Below are 15,852 nucleotides of genomic sequence, written 5' to 3'. Positions count from 1 at the left end.
CATGGCGTCGACCCGGCGGTGGAGCGACCTCTCCACCGCGCAGCGCACCGCGATCATCGCGGTGGGCACCGCCGAGGTGGTGCTCACCGCGCTCGCGGCGGCCGACCTCGCGCGCCGTCCGTCCGCCCAGGTCCGCGGGCCGAAGGCGCTGTGGTGGCCCGCGCTGGCCGTGCAGCCCACCGGCCCCGTCGCGTACCTCGTCTGGGGCCGCCGCGGCTGATCCCGGCCGCCGCCTCTGCTGCCAGCAGATTCTGTTGGAGCGGCGCTCCCGCCCGGCGAATGATCGAGGGCAGAAGGGAGACACACATGACGAACGCGGGACCGCTCACCGGGACACTGGACGACCAGCTCGCCACCCGGCTGCTGCACCAACGGATCATCGTCCTGGGCACCGAGGTCGACGACCAGATCGCCAACCGGCTCTGCGCGCAACTGCTGTTGTTGTCGGCGGAGGACCCGCGCAGCGACATCAGCCTCTACATCAACTCTCCCGGCGGCTCGGTCAGCGCCGGGCTGGCGATCTACGACACGATGAGGCTGATCCCGAACGACGTCAGCACGCTGGCCATGGGACTAGCGGCGAGCATGGGGCAGTTCCTGCTCACCGCCGGCACCCCGGGCAAGCGGTTCAGCCTGCCGCACGCGCAGGTGCTCATGCACCAGGGCTCGGCCGGGTTCGGCGGCACGGCGGCGGACATCGAGATCTACTCGCAGCAGCTCGCCTACACGTCGACGCTCATGACGAGGCTGACGGCGGAGCACACCGGCCAGACGCCGGAGCGCATCGAGGCCGACAGCCAGCGCGACCGCTGGTACACCGCCGACGAGGCGCTGGCCTACGGCTTCATCGACCACATCGTCGAGCGCATGGACGACGTCCGGCCCACGTCCGGGCGCCCGGTCGTGGGGGTGGGCGCATGAGCCAGTACACGATCCCGACGGTGATCGAGAAGACACCGACGGGCGAGCGGGCCTTCGACATCTACTCGCGGCTGCTGAACGAGCGCATCGTCTTCATCGGCACGCCGATCGACGACGGCGTCGCGAACGTCGTCATGGCCCAGCTGCTGCACCTCGAGTCGGTCAGCGCGGAGCTGGAGATCGGGCTGTACATCAACTCCCCCGGCGGGACGTACAGCGCGCTGACCGCGATCTACGACACCATGCAGTTCGTGACGCCGCCAGTGGCGACCACCTGCATGGGTCAGGCGTCGGAGACCGCGGCGGTGCTGCTGGCGGCCGGCGCGCCCGGGCGGCGGTTCGTGCTGCCGCACGCGAAGGTCATGCTGCACCAGCCGTCCAGCCAGGCCCGCGGCACGCTGCCCGACCTCGCCGTCCAGGCCAAGGAGGTGGCGAAGGTGCGGGCCGAGATGGACGCGGTGCTCAGCCGGCACACGGGTCACCCGGTGGAGAAGATCCGCGCCGACACCGACCGCCACAAGACGTTCGACGCGGCCGAGGCGGTCGCCTACGGCCTCGCCGACCGGATCATCGACAGCCGGAAGGCGGTGCCGGCCGGCGCGACCTACGGCTGACGGAACACCCGACGCGCCCGGCTGCTCACGCGGCCGGGCGCGTCGTCACGCCGCGAGCAGGAGGACGTCGCCGCCCCGGCCGGCCGACGGACGGCGGACGGGGTCGCGCCGGCGCAGCGCACGGACGGTGTCGAGCCGGATGACGGTGGCGCGGTGCTCGACGAGGTCGCGCCGGACGGCGCCGAGCAGGTCGGACAGCTCGAGGCCGAGCGCGTCGCAGACCGCCGCGAGCACCTCGGACGAGCCCTCCTTGCGGCCGCGTTCGAGCTCGGACAGGTAGGGCATCGAGACCTTGGCGTCGGACGCGACGTCGGCCAGCGTGCGGCCCTGCTCCTGCCGCGTGCGCCGCAGGACGTCGCCGACCATCGTGCGCAGCAGCGGCGTCGGCCGCTCCTCGCGTTCCTCCGGGCCGCTCATGGAGCCACGCTAACCGCGCCGGCCCCGGTTCCGGGAGTCCGGTTCGCCGCCGGCGAAAGCACTCTTGCGTCCCGGCCTCGTTTCAGCGTAGCGTGACACCTGTCAGCTTTTCCTAACACCTGTCGGAGGGTCCTGATGGCCGACGCGCCGAGTGGCGACCAGCTGGTCGAGATGCTCGCCGCGCTCGCCAACCCCATCCGGCTGCGCATCGTCGCCACGCTGGCCGGCGGGCGCGACTACGTCAGCCACCTGGCCCGCGAGATCGGCGTCAGCCGCCCGCTGCTGCACATGCACCTGCAGAAACTCGAGGCGGCCGGGCTGGTCGCCGGCCGGCTGGAGCTGTCCGACGACGGCAAGGCGATGAAGTTTTACGAGGTCACCGCCTTCGACCTGCACCTGACCGCGGAGGCACTGGCCACCGCGGCCCAGACCCTCACTTCCAAGGAGTCCTGATGGACGACATCACCTGGCCGGCGGCGATGATCTTCCTGGGCGTGGTCGCCCTGGTGATCTTCCTCGTCGGCGCGTCGATGGCGACGTTCCTCGAGATGCGCAAGACCCGGCTGGTCGCCGCCCAGGAGGACCAACTGCGCCAGCTGGTGGGACGGTACGAGCAGCTCGCCGAGACCTCGCTCGACGCCCAGCAGCGCACCGCCTCCGATGTCGCGGAGCTGCGCTCGCGCACCACGTCGATCGAGCAGATCCTGCGTACGGTCGAGTGACACCCTGAGGGCGACGGCGACCGTTACGGTGTCCCGATGACGCTGCGCTCGGGCCTGTGGCTGCCGCTGTTCGACGAGCTCGCCGACCCCGCCGTCGTAGTACGGCTGGCGGCCGAGGAGGCCGGCTGGGACGGCCTGTTCGTCTGGGACCACCTGCGCTGGCGTGCGCCGGTGCGCGCGGCGGCCGACCCGTGGATCACGCTCGCCGCCGTCGCGGCGGTGACCGAGCGGCTGCGGTTCGGGCCGATGGTGACGCCGCTGGCCCGCCGCCGCCCGGTCAAGCTGGCCCGTGAGACCGCGTCGCTGGACCGGCTCTCCGGCGGCCGGTTCATCCTCGGCGCCGGCCTGGGCAGCGACCGGTTCGGCGAGGAGTTCTCCCGCACCGGCGAGGAGCTCGACGACCGCGTCCGGGCGGCCATGCTGGACGAGTCGCTGGCCGTGCTGCGCGCCGCCTGGTCCGGCGCGCCCGTCCGGCACCGCGGCGAGCACTACGTCGTCGACGACATCGTGTTCGAGCCGGCGCCCGGCGACCTCCCGGTGTGGATCGCCGGCTTCCCCGGCAACGCCGCGCCGCTGCGCCGGGCCGCACGCCACGACGGCTTCTTCCCGGTCAACCTCGACCACCCGGACCAGCTCGCGGAGGCCCTCGGCACCGTCCGGCGGCTGCGCGCCGATGCGGGCGCCGACGGGCCGTACGACGTCGCCGTCGGGCTGCCGGCCGACGCCGACCTCGCCGCGTACGCGGCGGCCGGCGCGACGTGGTGGCTGACCGACTTCGACCCGCACACCATCACCGTCGACGAGGTGCGCGGGGTGCTGCGCGCCGGGCCGGTGCGGGCATGACGCCGCGCATGCATGCCGGCCAGGTCGCGATCGACGTCGCGCTGGTGCGCCGCCTGGTCGACGCGCAGTTCCCGCGGTGGACCGGGCTGCCGCTGTTCCCCGTCCGGTCGGCGGGGACGGTGAACGCGATCTACCGGCTCGGCGACGAGCTCGCGGTGCGGCTGCCGCTGGTGCCGTCGTCGACCGCCGACCTGGAGGCCGAGCTGGAGTGGCTGCCGCGGCTCGCCACCGCCGGGCTGCCGCTGGCGATACCGGAGCCGGTCGTGACCGGTGCGCCGGTCGAGGAGTTCCCGCTCGTCTGGGCGGTGTACCGGTGGATCGACGGCGTGCCGGTGGCGCCCGGCGGCCCGGTGGACGACGCCGATGCGGCGGCCCGGCTGGCCGGGTTCGTCCGCGCGCTGCGCTCGATGCCGGTCGACGGCGTGCCGGACGGGCGCGGGGTGCGGCCGCTCGCCGATGACGACGATGCCGTGCGGTCCACCGTCGCGACGCTGCTCGACCCCGCCGAGGCGGCCGCCGCGATCGCCGTCTGGGAGGCCGCGCTGGCCGCCGAGACGTGGGACGGCGAGCGGGTGTGGGTGCACGGCGACCTGCTGCCGGTGAACCTGCTGGCGACCGGCGGCGCGCTGTCCGCGGTGCTCGACTTCGGCGCCGCCGGTTCCGGCGACGGCGCGTACGACCTGCTGCCCGCGTGGTGCGTGCTCAGCGGCGGCGCCCGCGACGTCTTCCGCGCCGAGCTCGCTCCCGACGACGACGCGTGGGCGCGGGCCCGCGGCTACGCGCTGGCCAAGGGGCTGATGGCGGCGCCGTACTACCGCGAGACCAACCCGGCGTTCGCCGCGCTCGCCCATCGGCTCATCGACGCCTCGATCGCCTGGGTGTAGGGTGGCCGTCGTGGCGCCGTCCCGCGCCCAACCCTCGGTTCCGGTGCTCACGCCACCGGCGGTAGCGAGGGCAAAGGGGGCTCGAGTCCTCGGGATGCCGGTTCGGTGTGTCCTTTCCGGCGGACGTCGCGAGCGTGAGTCGCGTCGGGCCGCCGACGAGAGGAACACCGATGACCAGGCAACGATCCTTCAAGCAGCTCGTCCGCTCGCGCATGGCCAAGACCGGCGAGAGCTACACCGCGGCGCGCGCCGTCCTGCTCGCCGGCACCGCGACCGGGCCCGCTGAGGCCGCCGCGAAGCCCGTCCTCGCCACGTCCGACGAGACCATCCGCGAGCGCACCGGCCGCGGCTGGGAGGAGTGGTTCGACCTCCTCGACGAGTGGGGCGCCGCCGACAAGCCGCACCGCGAGACCGCCCGCTGGGTCGCCGACCAGCTCGGCGTCGTGCCGCTGGCGTGGAACGCGCAGGCCGTCGTCGGTAGTTACGAGCGGGCCCGGCTCGGCCGCGCCGTCGGGCAGCACGACGACGGCTTCACCGTCAGCGTCTCGCGGACCGTCGCGGTGGGCGCCGAGCGCCTCTACGACGCCGTCGTCGACCCGGCGCAGCGGGCGGCCTGGCTGCCCGACGGCAAGTTGACCGAGCGCACGGCGACCCGTCCCGCGTCCGCGCGGTTCGACTGGGACGGCGGCCCGTCGCGCGTGCACCTCGTGTTCGACGTCCGCGACGCCGGCCGCAGCCGCGTCACCGTCTCGCACGTCCGGCTGGCCGACGCCGACGTCGCGGCGTCGATGAAGGCGTTCTGGCGCGAGCGGCTCGACGGCCTCAAGGCCGGGCTGGAGGGCGGTTCCGATGCCTGACGTGTCGCTCGCCGCCGTCGCGCTCGGCGCCCTCGCGGCGTTCCTCCTGGGGTTCGTCTACTACGGCGTGGTGGGCGCGCCGGCCGCCGCCGGAGGTCCCCCGCCGCGGCGGGCGGCCTGGCAGCTGCCGGTCGTCGAGGTGGTCCGCGCCCTCGTCCTGGCCGCCGTCGTCGTCGGCGTGGCGGCCGCCGCCGACGTCACCTCGGCGGGCGGCGGGCTGCTGCTCGGCCTGGTGCTGTGGGTCGGGTTCCCGCTGGTGCTGTGGACCGGCGCCATGTTCCACGACGGCGTGCCGTGGCGCACCGCCGCCGTCCACGGCGGCGACTGGCTGCTGAAGCTGCTGGCGATCGGGCTGCTCGCCGGGGTGCTGGGCTAGCGCGCCGCCTCCGTGGTCCGGGCGGCCAGCAGCCACGCCCCGGGCAGGTGGTGGCCGGACGGGTCGGGTCCGGTCTCGATGCCCCGCCGCCGCAGCACGTCGGCGGCGGCCGCGTACTCGGCGGCGAGCAGCGCCCGCTGCTCGTCGCCGAGGGCGGCATAGGCGGCGGCGAGCCGGTCCTGGTACAGCCGATCCAAGGGCGTGAACCGGGCCCGCAGCACCGGGATCAGCGCGACCCCGGAGGCGACGGCACCGGCGCAGGTGAGCAGCGCCCAGCGCGGCTCGATGCCGTCGTCGCCGAGGTTCAGCAGCAGTGCCACGCATAGCGGCCACCCGATCAGGGCCAGCACCACCGCCAGCCGCTGCTGCGGCCCCGGCGGCCGGACACCCCGCCAGGCCGGCGCGGCCCACACGAACGTGGCGACGGCGGCGACGGCGAGGTCCAGCGCGACGTAGGGCTGCGCCTCGACCAGGGTGAGCCGGTTGCGCGGCTTCAGGCCCCACACCAGTGTGTAGGCGCCCAGCGTGAAGGCCAGGCTGAGCACCAGCGCCGTCACGCGCACGCGGCCGGCGCCCCGCCACAGCGCCCGGGCCGCCATGGCCGGACTCGAGGCGGCCTGCCCCTGCCGGTCGGCCAGCGCCGCGGCCGCGTATTCGTCGAGCAGCCGCCGCACCGACTCGGCATAGCCGGGCGCCGCGCGCAGCACCTGCTCGTCCAGCTCGTGCCGGACGTCCGGGAACCGGTCCGCCGGCACCCGTTGCGCCCACTCTGCCGCCGTCATGCCACTCTCTCCCGAATCCGGGTGCCCGCGCCGACACCCTATCCGGGCGGGCCGGCGGATCTCACCAGGCCGAACGGGTCGCGGGCGAGACGGCGCGGCGGCATACTCGTCGCAGACTCGCGACCCTCGACCGAGAGGCACACCATGGACATCGACGACCTGCTGGCCCGGCTCCCGATCGACCAGATCGCGGCCTCTCTCGGCGTCGACGAGGACACCGCCGAGCAGGCGACCCGGCAGGCGTTGCCGGCGCTGATCGGCGGCATGCAGGCCAACGCGCAGGACGCCGACGGCGCCGCGTCGCTGGCCAAGGCCCTCGACGACCACGACGACGACCTCGTCGACGGCGGCGTCGACCTCGGCCGCGTCAACACCGACGACGGCGAGAAGATCGTCAGCAACGTCTTCGGCGGCAACCGCGACCAGGTCGTCAACCAGCTGGCCGGGTTCAACAGCAAGGGCGGCGGCTCCGACCTCATCGGCAAGCTGCTGCCGATGCTCGCCCCGATCGTGCTGTCCTACCTCGCCGGCAAGGTCAAGGGCGGCGGCAACGCGGCCCCGTCGCAGCAGGCCCAGTCCGGCGGCGGGCTGGCCGACATCCTCGGCGGCCTGCTCGGTGGCGGCGGCTCCGGTTCCGGCGGCGGCCTGGGCGACCTCCTCGGCTCCCTCGGCGGCCTGCTCGGCGGCGGCAAGCGCTGACCGACGGCCCGCGCCGGATGCTCGACAAGGCAAGAACTCCCTAAAGATGCTAATCTGTAGCCTGAATTAGTCAGTTTAGGGAGTTCCCTAGGAGGTTCGGTGCAGTCCTTCGCCGACCTCGACTCACTCGTGGGCAGTGTGCCGTTCACACTGGTCAACGACTTGCGAGTGGTCGACACCGGGCGCGGTACCGAGGCGCTGTTCGCCGACAAGCTCCCCCAGCTGCTCACCAGCCTGGCCGACCGCGCCCGGGTGGCCAGCATCGAGGCGTCCTCGGCCATCGAAGGGGTCGTCGTGGCGGACCGTGCCCGGGCTGCGGCGATCGTCGCGGGACAGGCCGAGGGCCTGCGGACCCGCAGCGAACAGGAGTTGGCCGGCTATCGTGCCGCGCTGGACTACCTCTACCGGGAGCCGTGGCAGCCGCTGAACGCCGGGCTCCTCCTGCACCTGCACCGGCTGCTCTTCGCCTACACCGAGGCGTCGGGCGGCGCGTTCAAACCGTCCGACAACCTGGTGGTCGACCGGTTGCCCGACGGCACCCGGGTCAAGCGGTTCACCCCGGTCCCGGCCGAGCAGACGCCGTTCTACGTCAACGAGCTGATCGGCCGCTTCGCCACCGCGCAGCAAGCGGGACGGCACCACCCGGTCGTTCTCGTCGGCCTGTTCGCGCTGGACCTGCTCACCATCCACCCGTTCCTCGACGGCAACGGACGCATCACCCGGGCGCTCACGAACGCACTGCTCCAGGACGCCGGCTACGGCATGACGCGCTATGTCTCGCTGGAGACGATGATCGCGAAGTCGTCCGATGCCTACTATGCCGCGCTCCTGGCCTCGACCAGCGGCTGGCACGAGAGCCGGCACGACCCGTGGCCGTGGCTTCGCTACTTCGTCACGGTCGTGCGCCGCGGCTACGAGGAGTTCGCCACGGTCACGGCCGCGGCGCGGTCGGGTGGCAGCAAACAGGACCGCGTCCGCGAGTACGTGCGGTATCACGCGCCGCCGACCTTCCGCATCGCCGACATCCGCATCGCGTTGCCGGGTGTCAGCGACCAGACCATCCGGCTCGCGCTCGACTCCCTCAAGGTCTCCGGCGAGGTCGAGGCCGACGGTGTCGGGCGGGCCGCCACCTGGACGCGGCGTCAGCGGTAGAGCGGCGCCCGGCCGGCCTGGCCGAACAGCACCATGCGCTCCTCGAGCAGCCGCCGCGCCGACTCGCGGCCGGCGGCCAGGTAGACGGCCGGGTCGACGCAGGCGGGGTCCGCGGCGAGCGCCCCGCGAACGCCGGCGGTGTAGGCGAGGTAGTGGTCCATCCCCTGGTTGATCTTGCGCACGCCGAGCTCGATCGCCCGCACCTTCTCCTCGTCCGCCACGCCCCACGACGACGGGACGGCGCCCCCGGCGGCGTTCACCCGCTCGCGTAGAGCGTCCGGCAGCGACGACGACCCGTGCAGGACGAGGTGGGTGTCCGGCACCAGCGCGGCGATGGAGGCGACGAGGTCCAGCCGCAGCATCGGACCGTCCGGCGGGGCGGTGAACTTGTACGCGCCGTGCGACGTGCCGACGGCGACGGCGAGCGCGTCGACCCCCGTCGCCGACACGAACGCCAGAGCCTCGGACGGGTCGGCCAGCACGATCTCGGCCCGCGCCGTCCCGTCCTTCGAGCCGCCGATCGTCCCCAGCTCGCCCTCGACGGACACGCCCCGCGCGTGCGCGTACTCGACGACCGAACGCGTCACCTCGACGTTCGCGGAGAACGACGCCGGCCGCCCGGACGCGTCCAGCGAACCGTCGATCATCACGCTGCTGAACCCGGCCGAGATCGCCCGCACGCACGTCTCGAACGTCGGCCCGTGGTCGAGGTGCAGCGCGACCGGCACCTCCGGGTACTCGTCGATCAGCCGGAGCAGCAGCCCCCAGAACACCTCGTCGGAACCGGACGGGTGCGAGCCGGCCAGCGTCTCGACGATCACCGGCGCGTCGGTCGCGCGGGCCGCGTCCAGCACGGCTTGCGCCATGGTCAGGTCGGCGACGTTGAAGGCGCCCACGCCGAAACCGGCACCGGCGGCGACGTCGAGCAGGGTACGGTTCGTGACGAGCGTCATGGCAGCTCCGGGGACGTGAATCGGGAGAAGACGGGGGCGGTGCAGTGGACGGTCCGCACGTGACGGGAGCCGGCGGGCGCACCCTGCGCCTGGCCGACATCGCGACCCGCGCAGGCGTGTCCGTCAAGACGGTGTCGCGGGTCATCAACGCCGAGCCGCACGTCGCCGCGGCCACCCGGCAGGCGGTCGAGGCCGCCATCGAGGAGCTCGGCGCCGGCGGCGAGGGCCGCCCGCGCGGACGCAAGCGCCGCACGGGCGTCGTCGGGCTGATCTTCCCGGACGTGCGCAACGACTACTTCGCGGCGGTCAGCCGGGCGCTGCAGGAGCGGCTGGCCACCGTCAGCCCGACGTTGGTGTCCAGCGACTCCGACGACGACCTGCACATCGAGGAGGAGATCCTGCAGGCCTACCGCCGGCTCGAGGTCGACGGCCTGGTGATCTTCCCGACCGGCGCGCCGGGCCTGCCGGACTTCGCCCAGCAGATCCCGACGGTGGTGGTCGACCGCACGGTGCCGTCGGTGCGCGGGCTGGTCGACCACGTGCTGCCCGACAGCCGCCGGGCGGCGGAGTCGCTGACGCTGCACATGATCGAGCAGCACCACGTGCAGCGGGTCTGCCTGGTGGCCGGCAACCTCGGCGTGTCGACGCTGCGCAACCGGCACACCGCGTTCCACCGGGTGGTCGGCCGGACCGGGACGGAGAACCACGTGCTGGCCGGCCTGACGACGGCCGAGGAGGCCGAGACCGCCGCGTACGCGCTGTTCCGGACGCTGGAGCCGCCGTTCGGGGTGCTGTCGACGAACAGCCTGATGTTCTGGGGCGTGCTGTCGGCGGCGGTCCGGCTCGGGCTGAAGATCCCGTCCGACATCGTGCTGACGACGTTCGACCAGATCCCCGGCGTCGGGACCACCGGCATCGTCCCGACCAACGCGGTCGCGCCGGCGACGACGCTGGCGGCGCGGGTGGTGCAGCTGCTCACCGAGCGCATCAACAACCCCGGCCTGCCGCCGCGGCTGCTGGAGATCGACTACGACATCGCCTACGGCACCACCTGCGGCTGCATCCCGCTCGACGCCGCCCGCAACGTGCTCGGCTGAGCAAGGGGTCACAGTGTGTGGGTGATGCCGAGCGACGCGTAGTCCAGCACGATCGGGTCGGACGTGATCGCGCGGGCGTGCGTGAGCACCTTCGCCGCGCTCTCCACCGCGACCGTCGTCTTGAACGCGTCGCGCAGGTTCGGTCCGACGGTGAGCAGCCCGTGGTTGGCCCAGACGACGGCGTTGCGGTCCTTGAGGTACTCGGCCATCTGGACGCCGAACTCGGTGGAGTTGCTCAGCGCGAACGGCATGATCGGCACGTCGCCCTTGGTGTAGATGACCATGTTCACCAGCGCGCCGCGGATCGGCTCGCCGAGCACGCCGAACACGTTGGCGAACGTCGGCTCGGTGTGCACGATCGCCTGCACGTCCGGCCGCGCCGCGTACACCGCCAGGTGCACCGTCACCTCCGACGACGGCTGCAGCCGCCCGTCGACGACGTTGGCGTCCTTATCGACCACCACGAGGTCGGCCGGCGTCATCTTGTCGTACTCGAGGTCGGTCGGGGTGATGAGGAAGGTCTCCGTGCCGGGGATGCGGACGCTGATGTTGCCCTGTGTGTTGAAGTTCAGGCCCAGTTCGACCGACTCCAGGCAGTAGGCGAGCACGCTCTCCCGGGCGGCCTGCAGGTCGAAGGTGTCGAGCGTGGTCATGCGGTCTCCTCCAGGGCAGTGAACGAATCGTTGACGGTCCGCAGCAGCGGGTAGAGGCTGCCGAAGGTCTCGCGCTGGCGGGTGTACCAGGCGGTGTGCTCGGGCCCGGGCCGGGCGTCGTGCAGGACGGGGGGCGCCGGCAGCGCGCCGACGCCGTCGTGGACCCCGGCCCCGACGGCGGCCAGCAGCGCGGCGCCGCGGCTGGACGCGTCCTTGGTGACGGCGCGCAGCCGCAGCCCGGCGGCGTCGGCCCGGGCCTGCAGGGCGCTGTGATTGGCCGACCCGCCGCCGACGGCGTACACGTCCGTGCCGGCGATGCCACGCTCGGCCAGCGCGGCCCGGATCTTCGCCAGCTCGTACCCGGACGCCTCGACGAACGCCCGCGCCACCTGCGCCGTCGTCGTCTCCAGCGTGAGCCCGAGCAGCGCGCCGCGGGCCTTCGGGTCGTTGTCGAGCGTGCCGGACCCGGCGAGGTACGGCAGGACGAGCAGCGCGGGCGGCGGCGTCGCCGTCAGGTCGAACAGCGACGCCCACGGGTCGACGCGGTCGTGGTGCACGAGCGAGGCGAACCAGTCCAGCGCCCACCCGCCCGCCGCGGTCCCGGCCAGCGTCACCCACAGGTCCGGCCCGACGGGGTACGTCGCCAGGCCGGTCCCGAGCAGCCGCGAGGGCCGCGCGGCCGTCCCGACCGTGAGGCAGTCGCTGGAGCCGAAGGAGAACACCGACCGCTCCCCCGCCCGCCCACCGCCACCGAGGAACGCGGCCGCCTGGTCGTGCGCCCCGGCGACGACCGGAGTGCCCGGACGCAGCCCCGTCGCCGCCGCCGCGTCCGCCGTCACCGCGCCGATCACCGTCCCGGCCGGGACCGGCTCGGACAGCAGCGCCGCCGGCACGTCCAGCGCGCCGAGGATCTCGTCCGACCAGCGCCCGGCGCCCACGTCGTACGCGCCGGTCCGCGCCGCCATCGTCAGGTCGATCGCCGGTGCCGCGCCGAACCAGCCGGCCACGTGGTCGTCGACCGTCCGCACGGCCGCCGGGAGCGCGCCGCCGGGCAGCAGCTCGCGGATCTTGTGCACCGAGAACATCGGGTGCAGCGGCTGGCCGGTGAGCCGCTGCACGTGCTCGTCGCCGAGCGCGGCCGCCAGCTTCTCCGCCGACGCCGCGCCGCGCTGGTCCATGCTCAGCGGCGCCGGCCCGAGCGCCGCGCCGTCCGGCCCGACCGGCACGATCGCCTCGCCGAGCGTCGAGAACGACAGCGCCTCGACCGGATCCGCGGCGACGGCCGGGTCCGCGACGACCTCGCCGACCAGCCGTACCACGGCGGCCCGGACCGCGTCGGCGTCGATCTCCGCGCGGCCGTGCGCCGGCCGGACGACCGCCGTGCGCTGCGAGCGCGCCGCCAGCTCGTGGCCGTCCGCGTCGTACGCCGCGACCCGCGAGCCGGTCGTGCCGAGGTCGATGCCCAGGAAGCTCACTTGACCGACCCCGCCAGCCCGTTGACCAGGTAGCGCTGCACCGACAGGTACACCACTACGATGGGTACGGAGATCAGCACCAGCACGGCGAACAGCGCGCCCGGCTGGCTCAGGTAGATGCCGCGGTAGGCCAGCGGCACCAGCGTGAGCGGCTTGAGGTCGTTGTCGCCGATCGCGACCAGAGGCAGCAGGAAGTCGTTCCAGCTCATCATCAGCTGCCACACCACGACGACGGCGGCGGCGGCCTTGCCGAGCGGGAAGTAGATGCGCCAGAAGATCGTCCACGTCGACGATCCGTCCACCAGTGCCGCCTCGTACGTCTCGTCCGGGATGGCGAGGTAGGTGGTGCGGATCATGATGACGGCGAACGGCAGCCCCAGCGCGGTGTAGGCCAGCACGAGGCCGAGCAGGTTGTCGTACAGGCCGAGCCCCTGCAGGATCTTGAACATCGCCGTCACGACGCCGGCCATCGGCAGCACCAGCGCCAGGATCAGCCCGACGAACACCACGCCCTTGAACGGCACCCGCAGCCGGGCCAGCGCGAACGCCGTCATCGACCCGAGCAGCAGCACCAGCACGATCGACGGCACCGACACCAGCAGGCTGTTGACCAGGTGCCGCCCGATCGGGTTCGTCTCGAAGATCGTCACGTAATTGCGCAGCGTCGGCTCCTCGGGCACCAGCCCGAGCCCGGTCGTCGACGGGTTCGACGTCGGCAGCAGCGAGATGCCGATGACCATGACGACCGGGATCATCCACAGCACCGCGAGCGGGCCGAGCACCCAGTGCGCCCAGCGCGGCGGCGCGTCCACGTCGCGTATGCGGCGCCTCATGAGCGGTCTCCCGTGATGAAGCCGGAGCCGAACGTGCGCAGCATCGCCAGCGACGAGCCGACCGCGACGACCAGCAGGACGACCGCGATGGTGGCGCCGTAGCCGAACGACTGCAGCTGGAACGCCTGCTTGAACAGGTACGTCGGCATCAGCTCGGACGCGTGGTTCGGGCCGCCCTCGGTGAGCACCCACACCAGCTCGAAGGTCTTCAGCGAGCCGATGATGCCGAGCAGCAGCAGCGCCAGATGGGTCGGCTTGAGCAGCGGCAGCACGATGCGGCGGATCAGCTGCCAGCCGGTCGCGCCGTCGATGCGGGCCGCCTCGACGACGCTGTGGTCGACCAGCTGCAGCCCGGCGAGGTAGAAGAGCATCGAGAACCCCGTCCACATCCAGACGTTCACCACGATCACCGCGAAGATCGCCGTCGACGGGTCCGACAGGTACGACCGCGTCAGCAGGTCGATCCCGGTGGCCCGGCCGAGCTGCGCGAGCACGCCGTTGAACGGGTCCAGCAGCCGCTGCCACACGATGCCGACGACCACCGGCGACAGCACCGCCGGCAGGAAGAACAGCGTCCGGTACACCGTCCGGCCGCGCAGCCGGGTGTTCAGCAGCCACGCCAGCGCGAACCCGAGCGCCGCCTGCGGGACGATCGTCAGCACGATCCAGAACGCCGAGTTCCGCAGCGTCGTGTGGAACGTCGGGTCGGCGAACAGGTCGCGGTAGTTGTCCAGGCCCACCGGGGTGCCGGTGCTGACGCCGTCCCAGTCGAGCAGGCTGGACTGCACGTTGAAGACGATCGGGTAGACCACGAAGACGGCGAACAGCACGACCGCCGGGGCGATGAAGCCCAGCGCCACCAGGCGTTCGCGGGTGAACCGGCCGGCCGGGCGGCGCGGGCGGGCCCCGGCGACCCTGGGGGGTCGGGTCGCCGGGACGTGGGACGTGGACGCGGCCATCAGCCCTGCTGGTCCTGGACCGACTGGACCGACTCGGCGGCCTGCTGCGGGGTCAGCTGACCGGCGGCGACGCCGGCGAGCGCGTCGGCGACGGCGGTGTCGATCTCCGGGCTCTCGAAGTAGCGCGACCACTGCACGTTCGGCATCCAGTCCTGGGTGAGCTGGTTCCAGATCTGCTCCTGCTTGTCGCTGGTGAACTCCTCCGGGTCCAGGCCGGTCACCGCGGGCAGGTCGTTGAACGTGTTGATCAGCACCTGGCCGCCGTCGCCGGCGATCCAGTCGGTGAGCACCTCGCAGGCGAGGTCCGGGTTGGCCGCGTCGGCGGAGATGCCCAGCGCGACGTCGATGCCGCCGACCAGCTGCGACTCGGGCGCGCCGCCGGGCAGCGTCGGGAAGAGGAACGGCTCGTAGCCGGACATGCCCTCCGACAGCGGCGCGATCTCCGTCTTCGACGGGTCGGACTGCTGGATCCACCAGGCGCCGAGCGGGATCATCGCGGCGTTGCCGGCCTCGAACTGGTTGACGCCGTTGGGGTACGAGTCGAGCGCGAGCGCGCCGTCCTGGGCGATGCCCTCGGTGAACAGCCGGCTCCAGTAGTCGAACGCCTCGACGATGCGCGCGTCCGTCCACGGGACCTCGCCGTTCTCGGCCTGGTAGACGCGGCCCGGCTCGAGGTTGTTGGCGATCTGCAGGAACACGACGTTGCGCAGCCAGGCGTCCTTCGCCGGCAGCAGGAACGGCGCCGCGTCACCGGCGTCGCCGAGGGTCGCGACGGCCGCCGTCAGGTCGTCCCACGTCGCCGGCGGCTCGATCCCGGCCGCGTCGAGCAGCTCCGAGTTCGCCCACAGATTCACCGTCTGCACCAGCAGCGGCAGCGCGTAGTAGTGCTCGTCGCCGTCGGGGTTGCCCATGCGGGCCTGCTCGAGGCCGACCGGGTGGAACTTGCTCTCCCAGTCGTCGCCCCAGGTGTCGGCCGCACACTGCTCGAGCGGCATCAGCTTCTCGCGGTACTGCTGGGTCAGCGCGCCCGGCTGCAACCCGACGATGTCCGGCATCGTCCCCGACGACGCCCGCGTCTGCAGGTCGACGATGTACTCCGGGTAGTTGAAGATCGTCGAGTCGATGGTGACGTCCGGGTTCGCCTCGGTGAAGGTGTCGATCATCTGGCGGGTCGTCTGCTCGATCGGGCTCCAGGAGCGGAACGAGACCGTCTGCGCGTCCCCGCCGCCGTCGGCGGACTCCTCGGGGTCGGCGCTGCCGGCGCAGGCCGCCAGGCTGGCGCCCACGCAGAGCGCCAGGCCGGCCTGGATGCCGCGGCGGGCCGCGAGGCGGCGGGCCGTGGGTGGGAGCGTCATTGCTTCCGTCCTCTCTCGGTGGTTCGGCTCTGCGGTGCTGCTGCCGGGGCGGCGGGTTGGCGCCAGTAGAGGCCGGGCCGCTGACCAGTGTCAACGCCGCGCATCGCCGCTCAGCGCGGCGGCCGGATCGATGTCGGCCGATGCGGCGCCGGGCCGGGCGGACAGGCGTTGTCCGCTGTCGCCGCAGCCGTTGTCCGGTCGCTGACACGCCGGCGGCCCGTGTCTGACACGCCCGGTCCGTCGTCCAGCGGCGGCACCGT

The 15,852-nt window shown here is 73.0% G+C and carries 20 protein-coding genes; 12 read left to right on the top strand and 8 right to left on the bottom strand.

All coding sequences use genetic code 11. The annotated features are described in order from the left end of the window. Nucleotide 1: 1 nt before the first annotated feature. From BLU82_RS07525 to BLU82_RS07515, 3 genes are read left to right on the top strand one after another with little or no spacing between them, the layout of a single operon-like run. The gene (locus tag BLU82_RS07525) at nucleotides 2-220 is read left to right on the top strand and encodes a PLDc N-terminal domain-containing protein (RefSeq protein WP_092617925.1); all 219 of its coding nucleotides are present in this window, start codon (nucleotides 2-4) and stop codon (nucleotides 218-220) included. A 59-nt stretch (nucleotides 221-279) separates the two neighbouring features. Beyond that, nucleotides 280-921, top strand: a complete 642-nt coding sequence (locus tag BLU82_RS07520) for a ClpP family protease (RefSeq protein WP_370246289.1) — start codon at nucleotides 280-282, stop codon at nucleotides 919-921. Further along, the gene (locus tag BLU82_RS07515) at nucleotides 918-1,535 is read left to right on the top strand and encodes a ClpP family protease (RefSeq protein WP_092617919.1); all 618 of its coding nucleotides are present in this window, start codon (nucleotides 918-920) and stop codon (nucleotides 1,533-1,535) included. The genes BLU82_RS07520 and BLU82_RS07515 overlap by 4 nt, the downstream gene beginning before the upstream one ends. A gap of 45 nt (nucleotides 1,536-1,580) precedes the next feature. Here BLU82_RS07515 and BLU82_RS36125 read toward each other — a convergent pair whose 3' ends face one another. Continuing rightward, the gene (locus BLU82_RS36125; protein ID WP_092617916.1) at nucleotides 1,581-1,952 is read right to left on the bottom strand and encodes a helix-turn-helix domain-containing protein; all 372 of its coding nucleotides are present in this window, start codon (nucleotides 1,950-1,952) and stop codon (nucleotides 1,581-1,583) included. A 135-nt stretch (nucleotides 1,953-2,087) separates the two neighbouring features. Here BLU82_RS36125 and BLU82_RS07505 point away from each other — a divergent pair, with 135 nt between their 5' ends. The 6 genes from BLU82_RS07505 (at nucleotide 2,088) to BLU82_RS07480 (ending at nucleotide 5,634) form a co-directional block, all read left to right on the top strand. Next, nucleotides 2,088-2,405 (top strand): winged helix-turn-helix domain-containing protein, encoded by a 318-nt coding sequence (locus tag BLU82_RS07505; RefSeq protein WP_092617913.1) that lies wholly within the window; start codon nucleotides 2,088-2,090, stop codon nucleotides 2,403-2,405. After that, the gene (locus tag BLU82_RS07500) at nucleotides 2,405-2,674 is read left to right on the top strand and encodes a hypothetical protein (RefSeq protein ID WP_069114013.1); all 270 of its coding nucleotides are present in this window, start codon (nucleotides 2,405-2,407) and stop codon (nucleotides 2,672-2,674) included. Before BLU82_RS07505 ends, BLU82_RS07500 begins: the two co-directional genes overlap by 1 nt. Before the next feature lie 36 nt (nucleotides 2,675-2,710). After that, entirely contained in the window at nucleotides 2,711-3,517 is an 807-nt protein-coding gene (locus tag BLU82_RS07495) for an LLM class flavin-dependent oxidoreductase (protein ID WP_092617910.1), read from the top strand. Then, nucleotides 3,514-4,401 (top strand): aminoglycoside phosphotransferase family protein, encoded by an 888-nt coding sequence (locus tag BLU82_RS07490; RefSeq protein ID WP_092617907.1) that lies wholly within the window; start codon nucleotides 3,514-3,516, stop codon nucleotides 4,399-4,401. Before BLU82_RS07495 ends, BLU82_RS07490 begins: the two co-directional genes overlap by 4 nt. Nucleotides 4,402-4,571: 170 nt before the next feature. Beyond that, complete coding sequence (locus BLU82_RS07485) at nucleotides 4,572-5,258, top strand: hypothetical protein (protein WP_197682794.1); 687 nt, start codon at nucleotides 4,572-4,574, stop codon at nucleotides 5,256-5,258. After that, the gene (locus tag BLU82_RS07480; protein ID WP_092617900.1) at nucleotides 5,251-5,634 is read left to right on the top strand and encodes a DUF1761 family protein; all 384 of its coding nucleotides are present in this window, start codon (nucleotides 5,251-5,253) and stop codon (nucleotides 5,632-5,634) included. The genes BLU82_RS07485 and BLU82_RS07480 overlap by 8 nt, the downstream gene beginning before the upstream one ends. On the opposite strand, the gene BLU82_RS07475 is transcribed toward BLU82_RS07480, so the two are convergent. After that, complete coding sequence (locus BLU82_RS07475) at nucleotides 5,631-6,416, bottom strand: hypothetical protein (RefSeq protein WP_157740690.1); 786 nt, start codon at nucleotides 6,414-6,416, stop codon at nucleotides 5,631-5,633. The two genes, BLU82_RS07480 and BLU82_RS07475, sit on opposite strands and share 4 nt — an antisense overlap. Before the next feature lie 144 nt (nucleotides 6,417-6,560). Here BLU82_RS07475 and BLU82_RS07470 point away from each other — a divergent pair, with 144 nt between their 5' ends. Both BLU82_RS07470 and BLU82_RS07465 read left to right on the top strand, forming a co-directional pair. Beyond that, nucleotides 6,561-7,115 carry a DUF937 domain-containing protein gene (locus BLU82_RS07470; protein ID WP_092617894.1) on the top strand — a complete coding sequence of 185 codons (555 nt, stop codon included), beginning with the start codon at nucleotides 6,561-6,563 and terminating at the stop codon, nucleotides 7,113-7,115. A gap of 99 nt (nucleotides 7,116-7,214) precedes the next feature. After that, the gene (locus BLU82_RS07465; protein WP_092617891.1) at nucleotides 7,215-8,267 is read left to right on the top strand and encodes a Fic family protein; all 1,053 of its coding nucleotides are present in this window, start codon (nucleotides 7,215-7,217) and stop codon (nucleotides 8,265-8,267) included. On the opposite strand, the gene BLU82_RS07460 is transcribed toward BLU82_RS07465, so the two are convergent. After that, nucleotides 8,258-9,220: a ketose-bisphosphate aldolase gene (locus tag BLU82_RS07460; RefSeq protein WP_092617888.1), complete on the bottom strand. Its 963-nt coding sequence runs from the start codon at nucleotides 9,218-9,220 to the stop codon at nucleotides 8,258-8,260. The genes BLU82_RS07465 and BLU82_RS07460 overlap by 10 nt on opposite strands. Nucleotides 9,221-9,279: 59 nt before the next feature. On the opposite strand from BLU82_RS07460, the gene BLU82_RS07455 reads away from it, so the two are divergent. Next, nucleotides 9,280-10,317 (top strand): LacI family DNA-binding transcriptional regulator, encoded by a 1,038-nt coding sequence (locus tag BLU82_RS07455; protein ID WP_172885555.1) that lies wholly within the window; start codon nucleotides 9,280-9,282, stop codon nucleotides 10,315-10,317. A gap of 8 nt (nucleotides 10,318-10,325) precedes the next feature. On the opposite strand, the gene BLU82_RS07450 is transcribed toward BLU82_RS07455, so the two are convergent. The 5 genes from BLU82_RS07450 to BLU82_RS07430 are packed head-to-tail and all read right to left on the bottom strand — an operon-like array spanning nucleotide 10,326 to nucleotide 15,592. Continuing rightward, nucleotides 10,326-10,970 carry a class II aldolase/adducin family protein gene (locus tag BLU82_RS07450; RefSeq protein WP_092617882.1) on the bottom strand — a complete coding sequence of 215 codons (645 nt, stop codon included), beginning with the start codon at nucleotides 10,968-10,970 and terminating at the stop codon, nucleotides 10,326-10,328. Continuing rightward, nucleotides 10,967-12,445, bottom strand: coding sequence for an L-fuculokinase (locus tag BLU82_RS07445; RefSeq protein ID WP_092617879.1), 1,479 nt, complete (start codon nucleotides 12,443-12,445; stop codon nucleotides 10,967-10,969). Before BLU82_RS07445 ends, BLU82_RS07450 begins: the two co-directional genes overlap by 4 nt. Then, nucleotides 12,442-13,278, bottom strand: a complete 837-nt coding sequence (locus tag BLU82_RS07440; protein ID WP_092617876.1) for a carbohydrate ABC transporter permease — start codon at nucleotides 13,276-13,278, stop codon at nucleotides 12,442-12,444. Before BLU82_RS07440 ends, BLU82_RS07445 begins: the two co-directional genes overlap by 4 nt. Continuing rightward, nucleotides 13,275-14,237, bottom strand: a complete 963-nt coding sequence (locus BLU82_RS07435) for a carbohydrate ABC transporter permease (protein WP_092617873.1) — start codon at nucleotides 14,235-14,237, stop codon at nucleotides 13,275-13,277. Before BLU82_RS07435 ends, BLU82_RS07440 begins: the two co-directional genes overlap by 4 nt. Next, nucleotides 14,237-15,592 carry an ABC transporter substrate-binding protein gene (locus BLU82_RS07430; RefSeq protein WP_092617870.1) on the bottom strand — a complete coding sequence of 452 codons (1,356 nt, stop codon included), beginning with the start codon at nucleotides 15,590-15,592 and terminating at the stop codon, nucleotides 14,237-14,239. The genes BLU82_RS07435 and BLU82_RS07430 overlap by 1 nt, the downstream gene beginning before the upstream one ends. Nucleotides 15,593-15,852: the final 260 nt, after the last annotated feature.

The organism is Jiangella sp. DSM 45060, from assembly GCF_900105175.1.
Classification (GTDB): Bacteria; Actinomycetota; Actinomycetes; order Jiangellales; family Jiangellaceae; genus Jiangella.
The sequence above is the reverse complement of the archived record's forward strand: the minus strand, read 5'-3'. Positions and strand labels throughout refer to the sequence as shown.

What these genes read in the sequence shown, in the direction of transcription:
- BLU82_RS36125 (WP_092617916.1), bottom strand. Translation starts at nt 1,952, where the DNA reads ATGAGCGGCCCGGAGGAACGCGAGGAGCGGCCGACGCCGCTGCTGCGC.
- BLU82_RS07500 (WP_069114013.1), top strand. Translation starts at nt 2,405, where the DNA reads ATGGACGACATCACCTGGCCGGCGGCGATGATCTTCCTGGGCGTGGTC.
- BLU82_RS07470 (WP_092617894.1), top strand. Translation starts at nt 6,561, where the DNA reads ATGGACATCGACGACCTGCTGGCCCGGCTCCCGATCGACCAGATCGCG.
- BLU82_RS07485 (WP_197682794.1), top strand. Translation starts at nt 4,572, where the DNA reads ATGACCAGGCAACGATCCTTCAAGCAGCTCGTCCGCTCGCGCATGGCC.
- BLU82_RS07475 (WP_157740690.1), bottom strand. Translation starts at nt 6,416, where the DNA reads ATGACGGCGGCAGAGTGGGCGCAACGGGTGCCGGCGGACCGGTTCCCG.
- BLU82_RS07435 (WP_092617873.1), bottom strand. Translation starts at nt 14,237, where the DNA reads ATGGCCGCGTCCACGTCCCACGTCCCGGCGACCCGACCCCCCAGGGTC.
- BLU82_RS07515 (WP_092617919.1), top strand. Translation starts at nt 918, where the DNA reads ATGAGCCAGTACACGATCCCGACGGTGATCGAGAAGACACCGACGGGC.
- BLU82_RS07525 (WP_092617925.1), top strand. Translation starts at nt 2, where the DNA reads ATGGCGTCGACCCGGCGGTGGAGCGACCTCTCCACCGCGCAGCGCACC.
- BLU82_RS07430 (WP_092617870.1), bottom strand. Translation starts at nt 15,592, where the DNA reads ATGACGCTCCCACCCACGGCCCGCCGCCTCGCGGCCCGCCGCGGCATC.
- BLU82_RS07440 (WP_092617876.1), bottom strand. Translation starts at nt 13,278, where the DNA reads ATGAGGCGCCGCATACGCGACGTGGACGCGCCGCCGCGCTGGGCGCAC.
- BLU82_RS07495 (WP_092617910.1), top strand. Translation starts at nt 2,711, where the DNA reads ATGACGCTGCGCTCGGGCCTGTGGCTGCCGCTGTTCGACGAGCTCGCC.
- BLU82_RS07460 (WP_092617888.1), bottom strand. Translation starts at nt 9,220, where the DNA reads ATGACGCTCGTCACGAACCGTACCCTGCTCGACGTCGCCGCCGGTGCC.
- BLU82_RS07520 (WP_370246289.1), top strand. Translation starts at nt 280, where the DNA reads ATGATCGAGGGCAGAAGGGAGACACACATGACGAACGCGGGACCGCTC.
- BLU82_RS07480 (WP_092617900.1), top strand. Translation starts at nt 5,251, where the DNA reads ATGCCTGACGTGTCGCTCGCCGCCGTCGCGCTCGGCGCCCTCGCGGCG.
- BLU82_RS07490 (WP_092617907.1), top strand. Translation starts at nt 3,514, where the DNA reads ATGACGCCGCGCATGCATGCCGGCCAGGTCGCGATCGACGTCGCGCTG.
- BLU82_RS07450 (WP_092617882.1), bottom strand. Translation starts at nt 10,970, where the DNA reads ATGACCACGCTCGACACCTTCGACCTGCAGGCCGCCCGGGAGAGCGTG.
- BLU82_RS07505 (WP_092617913.1), top strand. Translation starts at nt 2,088, where the DNA reads ATGGCCGACGCGCCGAGTGGCGACCAGCTGGTCGAGATGCTCGCCGCG.